At 44.9% G+C, this 12659-nt stretch carries 11 protein-coding genes; all 11 read right to left on the reverse strand.

The annotated features are described in order from the left end of the window. Window positions 1-57: 57 nt before the first annotated feature. The 11 genes from OGM16_05530 to OGM16_05580 all read right to left on the reverse strand — a co-directional run bounded on the left by OGM16_05530 (window position 58) and on the right by OGM16_05580 (window position 12658). Complete coding sequence (locus OGM16_05530; protein UYJ47716.1) at window positions 58-510, reverse strand: hypothetical protein; 453 nt, start codon at window positions 508-510, stop codon at window positions 58-60. A gap of 143 nt (window positions 511-653) precedes the next feature. Further along, window positions 654-2564, reverse strand: coding sequence for an FAD-dependent oxidoreductase (locus tag OGM16_05535; protein UYJ47717.1), 1911 nt, complete (start codon window positions 2562-2564; stop codon window positions 654-656). 11 nt (window positions 2565-2575) lie between these two features. Next, entirely contained in the window at window positions 2576-3472 is an 897-nt protein-coding gene (locus OGM16_05540) for an MBL fold metallo-hydrolase (protein ID UYJ47718.1), read from the reverse strand. 102 nt (window positions 3473-3574) lie between these two features. Further along, window positions 3575-4582, reverse strand: coding sequence for an electron transfer flavoprotein subunit alpha/FixB family protein (locus tag OGM16_05545; GenBank protein UYJ47719.1), 1008 nt, complete (start codon window positions 4580-4582; stop codon window positions 3575-3577). A 15-nt stretch (window positions 4583-4597) separates the two neighbouring features. Then, window positions 4598-5398 (reverse strand): electron transfer flavoprotein subunit beta/FixA family protein, encoded by an 801-nt coding sequence (locus tag OGM16_05550; GenBank protein ID UYJ47720.1) that lies wholly within the window; start codon window positions 5396-5398, stop codon window positions 4598-4600. Then, on the reverse strand, window positions 5395-5865 hold the full coding sequence (locus OGM16_05555; protein ID UYJ47721.1) for a MaoC/PaaZ C-terminal domain-containing protein: 471 nt from the start codon (window positions 5863-5865) through the stop codon (window positions 5395-5397). Before OGM16_05555 ends, OGM16_05550 begins: the two co-directional genes overlap by 4 nt. 88 nt (window positions 5866-5953) lie before the next feature. Beyond that, window positions 5954-7108, reverse strand: a complete 1155-nt coding sequence (locus tag OGM16_05560; GenBank protein UYJ47722.1) for an acyl-CoA dehydrogenase family protein — start codon at window positions 7106-7108, stop codon at window positions 5954-5956. Window positions 7109-7133: 25 nt separating this feature from the next. After that, the gene (locus OGM16_05565) at window positions 7134-8792 is read right to left on the reverse strand and encodes an acyl--CoA ligase (GenBank protein ID UYJ47723.1); all 1659 of its coding nucleotides are present in this window, start codon (window positions 8790-8792) and stop codon (window positions 7134-7136) included. Between the two features lie 23 nt (window positions 8793-8815). Further along, window positions 8816-10105, reverse strand: coding sequence for a hypothetical protein (locus OGM16_05570; protein UYJ47724.1), 1290 nt, complete (start codon window positions 10103-10105; stop codon window positions 8816-8818). 27 nt (window positions 10106-10132) lie between these two features. Then, window positions 10133-11341, reverse strand: a complete 1209-nt coding sequence (locus tag OGM16_05575) for an OFA family MFS transporter (protein ID UYJ47725.1) — start codon at window positions 11339-11341, stop codon at window positions 10133-10135. A 6-nt stretch (window positions 11342-11347) separates the two neighbouring features. After that, entirely contained in the window at window positions 11348-12658 is a 1311-nt protein-coding gene (locus OGM16_05580; protein ID UYJ47726.1) for an acetyl-CoA hydrolase/transferase family protein, read from the reverse strand. Window position 12659: the final 1 nt, after the last annotated feature.

Genomic DNA, 12659 nt, shown 5'->3' on the forward strand with positions numbered 1-12659 from the left:
CAGGAAAATAGAAAGAGAACCGGTACATTATTTCGTTAATGATGTACCGGTTACATTTTATCTTACCCCGAACTTAGCTCCACGTTTAATGGTGCCGTTGCTGTTCCATTCATTGTACACGTATGGACCGCCGTCTGTGGTTCCATTTTCTGTAAACTCATGGTTTCCGCCATTATAGTTATAGTTGCCAGTTACCATCTTGCAGCTGCTGGTGTCGAAATAATAAACATTTCCATTGATCTTCATAATACCGCCCTGAAGTTCGCCGGTATCAGCTGCATAGTACCAGGTGCCATCTCTCTGGATCCATCCGGTTCTCATTAACTGGTCATCACCAAAATAGAACCAGTGATTTCTGTACTGTACCCAGTTGTTGGTGCAGTAAGATCCGTCACCCCACTGATACTTTACTCCCTTTCCTGTACCTGTAAAACCTGCTGCAAAAGATGTCATCGCACTACCTGCAGTCAAAGCCAGTGCCAGCGCTGTAATAGCAAAACGTTTCTTCATACTTATCAATGCCTCCTGCATTTTTATATCTGTTTTATGCAGAAAGCATACACCTTGGAGTTGCTCCAAGGTCAAGGCATGTAAGCGTTTTGTAATGTTTTGCAGCAGTTTGTAAGATTTAATGTTCTCTGCCCGGTAGTATTTTACAGTACCATCGCCAGCTTCGTTGCCTCATATATTCCCTTTTTGGCATCTCCTGCTGTCAGACAGTCTCCTACACTGTGAATACGGTGATCACCTTCATACTCTGTTTCCAGTGCCTTATCTGAACGGGAACCGAAAGCAAGGACAATACTGTCAAATCCAGTCATCTCTTTTGTTTCTCCGTTCTGCTCATACCTGATACCATCCGGACGGATCTCACATACGCGGCTGTTTAAACAAAATCCCACACCAGCTTTATCCAAACGGCTTAAAAGGTTCTCTCTTGGTCTGAGAGGCGCTAATGGTGCTGCTTTATCCAGCATATCTACAACAGTGACTTTATTGCCGTAGGTACTTAAGACCTCTGCTGCTTCTGCGCCTACTAATCCTGCTCCCAGTACCAGGATCTTCTGACCACTTAAGCGCACATCAAAAGAAAGCACCTGATTTGCCAGATATACATTTTCACCGTCAATTCCCGGAATACGTGGAACTAAAGGCTGTGCACCACAGGCAAGGATGATCTCATCAAAGCCTTCCTGTTCTAACATTTCTTTTGTGGCTTTTACCCCGTAAATGACCTCTGCCCCATATTTCTTACAGAAAGTAAGGTAAGTACTGATAGTCTTGGCCAGCTCCTGTTTCATAGCCGGAACTGCTGCCAGGCGGTACTGCCCCCCTGCTGTAATTTCTTTTTCATATACCTTTACTTCATGACCCCGTTTTGCCAGGATCCATGCTGCCTGCAGCCCAACAGGACCTGCTCCTACAACGGCGATCTTCTTTTTCTTTTCTGCCGGTGTGATCTCCCATATATGCTCTTTTCCACTAAATGGATTAATCATACAGGAAATGCCAAAGCCCTCTTCAAAGGAATTCGGATACAGACATCTCTGCATACATCCGGTACAGGTAAGGATCTCATCCAGTCTTCCTTCTTTGATCTTTTCCGGTAAATGAGGATCGCAGACAGATTCTCTGCCTAAAGCCACAAAATCCATTGCACCTGTCCTGAGAGCAGATAACATCAGCGCCGGATCATTCATTCTTCCTACTCCGATCACAGGAACAGAAACTACATCTTTTACTATTTTCACGTTCTGGATGTTAAATCCACTTTCTGAGTAATAAGAATGGATGGCAATCCCATGTGAAATATGGATAGCATCTGCACCGGCTGCCTCAAAAAGAATAGCCTGTGCCGCTGCATCTTCAATGCGGTTTCCACCGTCATATCCTTCATCACCGCTGGTCCTTACGCAGACCGGGAATGCCTTTCCACAGGCTTCTTTGATCCCTTCTACGATCTCACAGACGATCCTCGCCCGGTTGGAAACACTTCCGCCGTACCGGTCCACCCTTTTATTTACACCCCGGGATAAAAACTGGGCCAGCAGATAGCCATGGGCACCATGGACCTCTACGCCATCAAAGCCGGCTTTCTGCGCCCTTACAGCTGCAGCCACAAATTTTTTTACTACTTCCTTTACTTCTGCTTCTGTCAGCTCATGTACCGGGATCAGATTGGCTTTATCCGGGATATTGCTGGCTCCCACTGCCATTTTATCTGTACTTCCTTTTCCCTGCATTCTTCCAGAATGCTGCAGCTGGGCGAAAATACGGCCGCCATTTTCATGTACCCGTCCTGTTAATCTGGAAAATGAAGGAATAAATTCATCATCATAAATAGCTGCCTGCATGGGATAAGCCAGTCCTTCTTCACTGACACATAAAAATTCCGTGATCAGCAGCCCAAATCCCCCCAGTGCCCGCTCGCCATAATAATTGCAGGCCTGTTCCGTCATATGATGCTTTGCATCTGCATAATGGCTGTTCATAGCCGGCATCACAAACCGGTTTTTTATTTCCAGTTCTCCTATTTTCATAGGCTGAAATAATGCTTCGTACATAATGTCCTCCTTTATTTTACCAGGCAATAGCATACGCTGTTATCTCTTACATAACAGCTTACATCCCCCTGTTCCAGCAGATATTCCAACATAGAACGGACGATCCGTTCATATAATTTGGCTTTTTCCAGACGTTTTACCGGATGTCCCATATCATTGATCACTTTTGCAGTCAGCTGTTCCAGAGTAATGTCCTCAGAGATCAGTGGCTTCATATCTCTCAGGATTTCCTTAAAACGCTGTATATTCTCCTCTGCCAGTTCCCTTACTTCATCAAAAACCCCGTAATGGGCAAGAATATATTTTTTATACCCAAGGTTTTTGATCTTTTCCAGTGTTTTCAGTGTCTGTGACCAGCAGAGCATATAAAACAGCCGTCCTTTTTTCAGGCTTTCCCGGTCAAACATGCTGTCTGCCAGATAAGCCACCCCATCCGGCGTAACAAAGCCCATATGACTGGCTGCATGCCCAGGAAGGGAAAGGATCCGGAACTGTACGCCGCAGACCTGAACCTGTTCCTGGCCTGGCAGGATCATCTGGTCTGCTTTACACAGCATATCACTACATTCTCTTTCATTATCCTGTAACGTATTCGAATAGAAAACAGTTTTTAAAGACAATGTATCCTGCAATATGCCTGCATCCAGACAGGACATGACCAGTTCTGCCCCATATTCCTCCTGAAGAAAGCGGTTATTTTCTGTATGGTCATAATGCCCGTGACTGCATAGTACCGCTCTTACACTGATCTTGTTTTTACTAAGATATTCTGCCAGTTGTGTTCTTGCCAGACGGGAACCACAATCCATTAATATCCATTCTCTTTCTCTTATCTCATAATAAGGAATACAGTTTCCCATCAAATAAAGACAACCTGTATTTCCTGCCACCTGCACTGAATGTCCCATACACTTTCGGTCTCCCTTAAACACGTTATCAGGAACACAAATATCCGCTCACCTGAAGTTGTCTTTGGCGGGCGGACATCTGCATTATGTCTTACAAATTTTTTACTTTCTGCTTTCTTTGATCTGTTTGATCAGTTCCGGGATCACCAATTTCAGATCGCCTACTACACCATAATCTGCCATATTAAAGATAGGTGCATCTGGATCTTTATTAATAGCTACGATCACATCAGAACCACTCATACCTGCTGCATGCTGGATTGCTCCTGAAATTCCACATGCAATGTACAGTTTTGGACCAACTGTCTTTCCGGTCTGTCCAACCTGATGAACATGTCCGATCCAGCCTGCGTCAACAGCTGCACGGGATGCACCTACAACGCCGCCTAACAGATCTGCAAGTTCCTTTAACGGTTCAAAACCTTCAGGTCCGCCAACGCCTCGTCCGCCGGACACGATCACTTCTGCACTCTCCAGATTTACATCACCGGCATCTAAGTCTTTTAATACCTCTACCAGACGGGTACGGATACGTTCTGCTGCAATGTGGATATCTTCTGTAATGATCTCAGGCTTGTTATCCTCGTTTCTCTCACCCTTCTTAAATACGCCCGGACGTACAGTTCCGATCTGCGGACGATGATCCGGACACATGATCGTAGCCAGAAGGTTTCCACCGAAGGTAGGACGGGTCCATGCGATATTTCCTGTTTCTTCATCATAATCTACAGCTGTACAGTCAGCTGTCAGACCAGTTCTTAAACGGCAGGAAAGCCTTGGTCCCATGTCACGACCCTCATTGGTAGCACCGATCATCATGGTGGTTGGTCCGTATTTTGTTACCAGGGCATACATAGCATCTGCATACGCGTCTGTGGTATAATGCTGGTATTCTTCCCCGTCAACTACAATAATCTTATCTGCTCCATAAGCTGCTGCTTCTTTCACAGCTGCCTCTGTCTTATAACCGATCACAACTGCCACAAGAACACCGCCCTGGGCATCTGCCAGTCTGCGTCCCGGATTTAACAGCTCCAGTCCTACATTTCTGGCCTTTCCTTCTTCATCGGTTTCAATAAATACCCATAAATCTTTGCTTAAAGCCTCCATGTTCTTCCTCCCTCCTTATACGATATGTGCAGAATTTAATAATTCAAACAGTTTCTGTGCAGAAGCTTCCGGACTATCTTCTTTTACAACAACGCCGCCCTGCTTCTGAGGAGGAGTAAAGCTCTTCTTAACCTTTGTAGGAGATCCCTTTAAACCAATACGTTCTGCGTCTACAGGAATATCTGCTGCAGTTAAAGTATTGATCGTCGCTCTGTTTGCTGCCATTTTTGACTTAATAGTTGGATAACGTGGGCTGAAGCTTGGCTTTGTCACTGTGATCACACAAGGCATCTTTGCTGCCAGAACCTCATATCCTTCCCCAGTCTCACGTTTTACCAGAACTTCATCATTTTCTACCTTTGCTTCAATGGCATATGTGATCTGTGGACAATCCATATGCTCTGCGATTTCTGGTCCTACCTGTGCGGTATCACCGTCAATTGCCTGCTTACCACAGAAGATGATATCAAATTTGCCTTCCAGCGTCTCGATCTTGTCGATAGCTGTTTTTAATGTATAACTGGTAGCCAATGTATCTGCACCGCCGAAAGCTCTGTCACTTACCAGATATGCCTTATCTCCGCCTACTGCCAGACACTCTTTTAAAGCTGCTTCTGCCTGTTTTGGACCCATGGAAAGAAGGATGATCTTCGTTTCCGGTGTTACATCTTTAATACGTGCTGCAATCTCTAATGCATATGCGTCAAAAGGATTGACAATACTTGGAACACCTGCACGGATCAGTGTATTTGTTACCGGATCGATCTTGATCTCTGTGGTATCCGGAACCTGCTTAATGCAAACTAAGATGTTCATGCATTTTCCTCCTTTGGCTCTTCCCAGTATAACATGGTTGCCATGCTTCCTACCTGGCATACAGCCCCATCCTGGTTAATAATAGAATACTGGATATTTAAAATACCTCTGTCTGGTTTTGATTTAGAGCGCTTAGCCTCCAGAACTTCCACCTCACAGTGAATGGTATCACCGATCTTGATGGCTCCTACGAATTTCCACTCTGTGCTTAAAGCTGCAATAGCAGAACCGTCAACCAGTCCCATACGTCCCCATAAACCGGTAGCAATGCCTGCACCTAAGAGTCCATGGGCAATACGGCTCTTAAATGGAAGGCTTTCTGCATAGATCTTATCTGTATGGATCGGGTTGTTATCGCCGGTAATACCTGCAAACAAAACTACGTCTGTTTCTGTAACAGTACGGGAAAGAGTGGTAAACTTATCTCCCACATGAAATTCACTTAAATATAAATAAGAACGCTTCATGTTCAAAACCTCCTGTTTTCTAAAATGGATCTATTTTTCCTGCAATCTTTTGTATTTTCGTATTAATGTTTATTATTAATGCTTTTTATTAATACTCTTTTAATACAAATCTTCCAACTACCATACGGCAGATCTCAGAAGTTCCTTCACCGATGGTTAAAAGCTTTGCGTCGCGGTACATACGCTCTACCTGATATTCGTCACAAAGGCCATATCCGCCCATGATCTGAAGACCCATATCACATACACGTACACACATTTCAGAACAGAACATCTTTGTCATGGTTGCTTCTTTGCTGAATGGAAGTCCGTTGTCACTCATACGTGCTGTATTGTAAAGCATTGCACGGGCTACATCGATCTCTGTTGCCATTTCTGCTAATTTGAATGCGATCGCCTGGTTTTCGCAGATTGGCTTTCCAAAAGTAACTCTTTCCTTGGAGTATTTAGCTGCACGCTCTAAAACGCCCTGTGCCATACCAACTGCTACTGCGGAAATTGCTACACGGCCATCATCTACGCACTTCATAAACAGTGGGAAGCCTCTGTTTAATTCACCTAACAGATTCTCTTTTGGAATACGGACATCTGTAAAGGTCAGTGGGCATGAATAGGAGCTTCTATTGCTCATCTTCTGCTCTGGCTTTCCAACCTCCAGACCAGGAGTTCCTGCTGGCACGATAAATACGGAAATACCTCTGCTTCCTTTTGCTTCCATATCAGTCTTTGCTGCTACTAAGAAGGTAGCTGCATATGGGCTGTTTGTGATAAAAGCCTTGCTTCCGTTGATGACCCACTCATCGCCTTCTAAAACAGCCTTGGTACGGATCTGTCCTGCATCAGAACCGGACTGAGGCTCTGTCAGTGCAAATGCACATAAGCCTTCACCCATAGCTGCAGGAGTAAGGAATTTACGTTTCTGCTCATCGGTACCTGCAATAGCAATAGGAGTGCTTCCTAAAGATGCATGAGCATCGATAATAGAAGCTAAAGATGCAGAATGTCTTGCGATCTGCTCAATAACAAGAACATTGCTTAAGTGATCCATTCCTGCACCGCCGTATTCTTCTGGTGCGCAGATTCCTAAAAATCCCATTTCCGCACACTGTTTTACCTCTTCCTCCGGAAATGCGTGACGTGCATCTAAATCTGTAACTGTTTCAGCAACTACTTCATCTGCGAATTTTTTCGCCATCTCCTGAATACTTAACTGGTCCTCTGTTAATCCATATTTGTTGCTCATAAAATAAACCTCCTCCAAAATTCTGTTATTTGATTGTTTCTGTTAATTTTCCAGCCATTTCCTTTAACCGGAATTTCTGTACTTTTCCCGTAGATGTACGGGGCCAGTCCCCATTTTTTAAATAAAAGAAATATTTAGGTACCTGGAATTTTGCCAGGTGCTCTTTGCTATAGTTTTCTACCTTTTCCCTGTTTTCCTTTGTGTCCTCATGTAACTGGATAAATGCAGCTCCCACATAACCATGTTTCTCATCCGGAACTCCCACAACAGCAGCACTGCTGATCTGGGGACAGTTTCCAAACACATCTTCCAAAAACTTAGGAGATACATTTTCCCCGTTTATCTTATACATATCGTCTACACGGCCGGCTAAAACAAGATATCCATTTTCATCAAAGTAGCCGCAGTCTCCGGTCTTGAACCAGCCATCTTCAGTAAAGACCCGCCTGTTTGCTTCCTCCCGGTTAAAGTAGCATTTCATTACTACGCTTCCCTTACACCAGAGTTCCCCAACTTCCCCTGGTCTGCAGTCTTCTCCCGTTTTCTGGTCTGCTACACGGTAAGCGATCTGATGTCCGCCATAAGCCTTTTCCCCGCTGCAGCCGCCAGGAAGCAGTTTCCCAACTCTGCTTTCAAGGATCTCATCCCCGTCATCAGGGGCAGTCTGCATGGATGCCCCGCATACTTCTGTCATCCCATATCCGGTGATCACATCAGATACACCAAGGTATTTTCTGATGGACGGCCATACCCAGGAAGGACATACAGCTGCAGAACAGTACACTGCATGAAGCTCCGGAAGCTCTACAAAATTTTCTTTCAGATAACTGATCAGTGACATCATCTGTGCCGGAACGCTTAAGATGTCATTTGCACCTTCAGCTTTCATAAACTGTAAAACAGGCTCCGCTGCAAATTTACCACGGCGGAATAACACAGCTCCTCCCACCAGTATGGCTGCCAGCATCCCTTCTACATATCCATAAACATGAAACATGGGAAGGGGGATGAAAATACGCCGCCCCTTCTCAAATCCTCTGTTTAAACAGCTGGCATAGGCACTTCTCATCAGCATATCATGGGTAAGTACCACACCTTTTGGTGCCTTCGTGCTTCCTGATGTATAAATGATATCTGACGGATCATGAGCGTATTCAGATCCCCTTCGCAGGGAAAGGATCTCTCCTTTTCCTGCTGCAAGGAAATCAGCCCATTCTTTCGTAGATACACTCATATGACAGTCTGCCTGAGGCAATGTGACAACTAATTTTAAAGCTGTCTCGTTTTTTTCAAGATCAATATGACAACCTGTGATCAGATACTGAGACTGGGACTGTTCCAGTACAAACCCCAGTTCTCTGGCAGAAAGGGAAATGTTTACAGGTACCTTTACCGCGCCTATGGCATTGACTGCCAGAGCTACAAATACCTGTTCCGGGCAGTTTTCAATCTGCATAGCCACATGTTCACCAGGCTTTACACCTATGGCTGCCAGCCCTTTTGCCACCTGAAGGACTTTTTCCTTTGTTTCTTTATAGGTGAACCGCTCTCCGGGACTTACAATAAAGTCCTGATCCGGGAAACGCTCTGCTGTCTCCTCAAAAAAGCCCCATATGGTTTTTTCCTGCCAGAAAGGATATAGCGCTTCAAGCTCTCTGATCCGGTCATCCCTGTATCCTTTCATATCTATCTCCTGTCTGTTTTCTATCACCCAATAGGATACATGATACTTGCCAGAACAATTGCCTCTATCAGGATGATAATAGAACCTACTACTGTAATAGCAAACAGATGCTTATAGCCTTCCTTATGGGTCAAACCGCAGCATGCAAGTACAGTAACCATAACGCCGTTGTGTGGCAGGGAATCCAGTGTGATGCAGGCTGCTGATGCGATCTTGTGAAGGACACCAGGATTTATACCCATTTCCAGGTATCTTGGAGCCAGTGTTTCCAGAGCCAGTGTCAGACCGCCGGAACCGGAACCGCATGCGCCAGACAGCAGTGCAGTACCAAGTGAGAAGGAGATCAGTGGAGAACCTCCCATGCTGGTTGCTACGTTTACAAGAGTGGTATAACCTGCTGTCAGTTTTGCAACACCGCCGAAACCAACAACTGCAGAAGTTGCTACAATAGCACCCATAGCGTCACTGACGCCACAGTTAAGGATCTCGATCTTATTATCGATCTTATCCCAGTAAAGGATAGCGATGGAGATCCATCCCATTAACAGAGTGTACAGTACGTTTACGCCAAAGAATAACGGAATAACTACCAGTGCCAGCGGGATAAATGCGATGGCGCCGTTTCCATGCTCTTTCTGCTCATATTCTGCCATCATTTTAAGGGTTGCTGCGTCTGCACTGAAGTGCTCGCCTTTTTTACGTGCAACTTTTTCCTGCCATAAGCAGTAGAACAGTGCCAGCAGGAAGAAGGAACCTGCGATGATCGCGGAATATACAGGAAGGACTGTTGCAGATGTTCCCAGATATTTTACAGGGATATTGTTTACAACAGATGGAGAACCAGGTCCTAAGTTTACAGCCGTAAAGGAACCTGCTGCTACGATCGCCGGGATCAGATGTCTTGGAAGATCAGCCTTCTTAAACATATTTAATGCGATCGGATACATAACGAATACGATAACGTAGCAGGATACACCACCGTAGCTTAAGATCAGTGTGGTAACACATAAAACTGCAATGGTGAATTTTGTACCCAGCTTGGAAGTTAAAAGATTTGCCAGGTCTTCTGCACCGCCGCCTAACTGCATAGCCTTACCAAAGCTTGCACCCAGGAAGATCAGTGGCCAGTAATTCTTGATATAGCCCACAAATGCTTCCATGTAATCATTTGTAAGACAGTTATAAATATTTAAGCCTGACATCAGTGCCATTAAACCGGTACAAACGATCGCTGAAACTGCGATATTAACCTTTTTCCAGATCATGATAACCAGCACGATCAACGGAATGATAATTGCCAATACACTTAACATATGTATTTCCTCCTATAAGAGAAATATTTACCCCATTTTTTTGTTTAACTGTTTTGCTCCAAAACATAATGCCGCTGCCAGAATACTGCATACTGCAGCAAAAATAAATGCACCGGAATAATTTCCTGTAGATGACTTAATGGCTGTTGCCACATTTGGTCCTACAATAGAAGCAATGCCGTATCCGGTAAAAATAATGCTGTAATTGATACCATTGTATTTTGCTCCAAATGTATCAGAGCTTAAGGCTGAGAATGTAGCTAATGTTCCACCAAAGCATACGCCGGTGATAACGATCGCTGCCACAAAAGCCGGGAATGTAGATACACTGGATAAAAATACCATGTCCAGAGCACATAAAAGCATAACCCCTATTACTACTTTATGACGCCCAAGAACATCGGAAAGGGAACCAAGAGCCAGTCTGCCCACAAAGTTGGCAACTGCCATGATACCCACTAAAAGTGCTGCCTGTGCCGCTGTGATACCTGCCACTTCCTGGCCGATCCTGGAGGCATGTCCGATGAGCATCAGACCTGCTACAGAAGCACATAAAAGTGTTGCCCATAAAAGATAACATCTTGGATCCTTTAACATTTCCCGCCATGTTTTTCCTTCCCTTGCAGCCTGGGCTGCTGCCGGTGTATATCCTTCCGGTTTCCAACCGGCCGGCGGACCGTCTATGTACCAGGATGTTGCCAGTGAAACAACTAAGAACATTCCGCCTACCAGGCGAAACGCTGTCATTACATTAAACCGGGTCAGTAAGAAATTAGCTAACGGTGCAACGATCAGGGATGCCATTCCGCAGGTTCCCACTGCCATTCCGGAAGCAAATCCCTTTTTGTCCGGAAACCAGCTGACAGCTGTTACAACACCTGGATTATAGCCAAATCCGGAGGCACAGCCTGCAAGGATACCGAAGCTTGCATACAGCATAATGATACTTCCTGCCATTCCTGTTGCAAACCAGCCAAGTCCCCACATAATACCGGCTGCGATCATCAGCTTTCTGGCTCCGAAACGCTGCAGCAGCATTCCTCCTACCAGTCCCATTAAAGCCACACACATAAGCATAATGGAATAAGCTACTGTTACCTTGCTGTAATCCCAGCCCATGTAATTTGCCAGTTCACCGGAAAATGCACTCCATGCATATACGCCTCCGAAACAAAAGGTGTTGCAGCAAATGCAAAAAAGCATGATCCAGCGATTTTTTTGCTTTTTCATTTCCATAAACCATTAACCTTTCAGAGGGATCAGACCCATTTCTTTTGCTTTTGCAAGAAGTTCATCCCTGAATTTCGGATGAGCAATCGCGATCAGATTTTCTGCTCTCTGTCTTACGGTCTTATAACGCAGTGGAGCAATACCATATTCTGTTACAATATAGTCTACATCATATCTTGGAACCGTTGTAATATTTCCAGGCTGGAAATATGGTACGATCTTGGAAATGGTGTCATTCTTTGCTGTAGAATTCAGTGCGATAATGGATTTTCCGCCTTCACTGATCTGTGCACCACGCACATGGTCTAACTGGCCGCCGATGCCGCTGTACTGTCTTCCATTTACTGTTTCGGAATTGACCTGTCCCTGAAGATCTACTTCCAGACAGCCGTTAATAGATGTCTGCTTGTAGTTCTGACCGATGACATATGGATCATTTACATAATCAACCGGCTGCATCTGGAACATTGGGTTATGATCAATGAATTTATAAAATTCTTCGCTTCCTGCTGCCTGTGCTCCAATACAGATACCAGGATTTAAGGTCTTTCTCTTGTTGGTGATAACTCCTGCTTTTACCAGCTCCATCATGGCCTCTGTCAATGTCTCAGAATGGACACCCAGATCCTTTTTGTCCATCAGGTTGCGGGCAATCGCATCTGGAAGCATTCCAATACCTAACTGAATGGTTGCGCCGTCTTCAACCAGGCTTGCGCAGTAATCTGCGATCTTCTGGATCTTTTCATTTGGCTCTGCCCTGCCGATGATGTATAAAGGCGCTGTCTGCTCTACAATGTAATCTGCCTTTGCCAGTTCAAACATTCTTCCTTCTACGAAAGGCAGATCCGGATTGACCTGGGCAATGATGCGGTCTGCGGTTCTTGCTGCCGGTTCTGTAAAGCAGCAGGTATTTCCAAAGCTGCACATACCATCTTCATTTGGAGGTGTTACCTGGATAAATGCCCAGTGTGGATTTAAATCAGGATTTTTTGCAAACATATCCGGCCAGTTGTGGAAATTGGTTCCTCCCAGATAATCTACTCTTCCTGCATGATAAGCCGGTCTTGATTTTGGTCCGATGAAAAGGGAAATATGGTGGAAATGTCCTTCGTATTTCTCTTCCAGATATTCATTTGGTCCCGGACTCATACCGTGGATAATGATTACATTTTCCAGTTCTTTATAACGTGCAACCAGTGCATCTACCAATGCAGGCGGTTCTCCGATCCAGTCAGCAAATATGATTTTTTCTCCGGATTTAACATGGCTGACTGCTTCTGCTGCAGTGGTCATTTTATCTTTATATTTTTCGCGCCAATCCATT

This window comes from Lachnospiraceae bacterium (assembly GCA_025758065.1).
Taxonomy (GTDB): Bacteria; Bacillota; Clostridia; order Lachnospirales; family Lachnospiraceae; genus Enterocloster.

Excerpts from the sequence above, each read along its gene's own strand:
- OGM16_05530 (UYJ47716.1), bottom strand. The coding sequence starts at position 510 with ATGAAGAAACGTTTTGCTATTACAGCGCTGGCACTGGCTTTGACTGCA.
- OGM16_05535 (UYJ47717.1), bottom strand. The coding sequence starts at position 2,564 with ATGTACGAAGCATTATTTCAGCCTATGAAAATAGGAGAACTGGAAATA.
- OGM16_05540 (UYJ47718.1), bottom strand. The coding sequence starts at position 3,472 with ATGGGACATTCAGTGCAGGTGGCAGGAAATACAGGTTGTCTTTATTTG.
- OGM16_05545 (UYJ47719.1), bottom strand. The coding sequence starts at position 4,582 with ATGGAGGCTTTAAGCAAAGATTTATGGGTATTTATTGAAACCGATGAA.
- OGM16_05550 (UYJ47720.1), bottom strand. The coding sequence starts at position 5,398 with ATGAACATCTTAGTTTGCATTAAGCAGGTTCCGGATACCACAGAGATC.
- OGM16_05555 (UYJ47721.1), bottom strand. The coding sequence starts at position 5,865 with ATGAAGCGTTCTTATTTATATTTAAGTGAATTTCATGTGGGAGATAAG.
- OGM16_05560 (UYJ47722.1), bottom strand. The coding sequence starts at position 7,108 with ATGAGCAACAAATATGGATTAACAGAGGACCAGTTAAGTATTCAGGAG.
- OGM16_05565 (UYJ47723.1), bottom strand. The coding sequence starts at position 8,792 with ATGAAAGGATACAGGGATGACCGGATCAGAGAGCTTGAAGCGCTATAT.
- OGM16_05570 (UYJ47724.1), bottom strand. The coding sequence starts at position 10,105 with ATGTTAAGTGTATTGGCAATTATCATTCCGTTGATCGTGCTGGTTATC.
- OGM16_05575 (UYJ47725.1), bottom strand. The coding sequence starts at position 11,341 with ATGGAAATGAAAAAGCAAAAAAATCGCTGGATCATGCTTTTTTGCATT.
- OGM16_05580 (UYJ47726.1), bottom strand. The coding sequence starts at position 12,658 with ATGGATTGGCGCGAAAAATATAAAGATAAAATGACCACTGCAGCAGAA.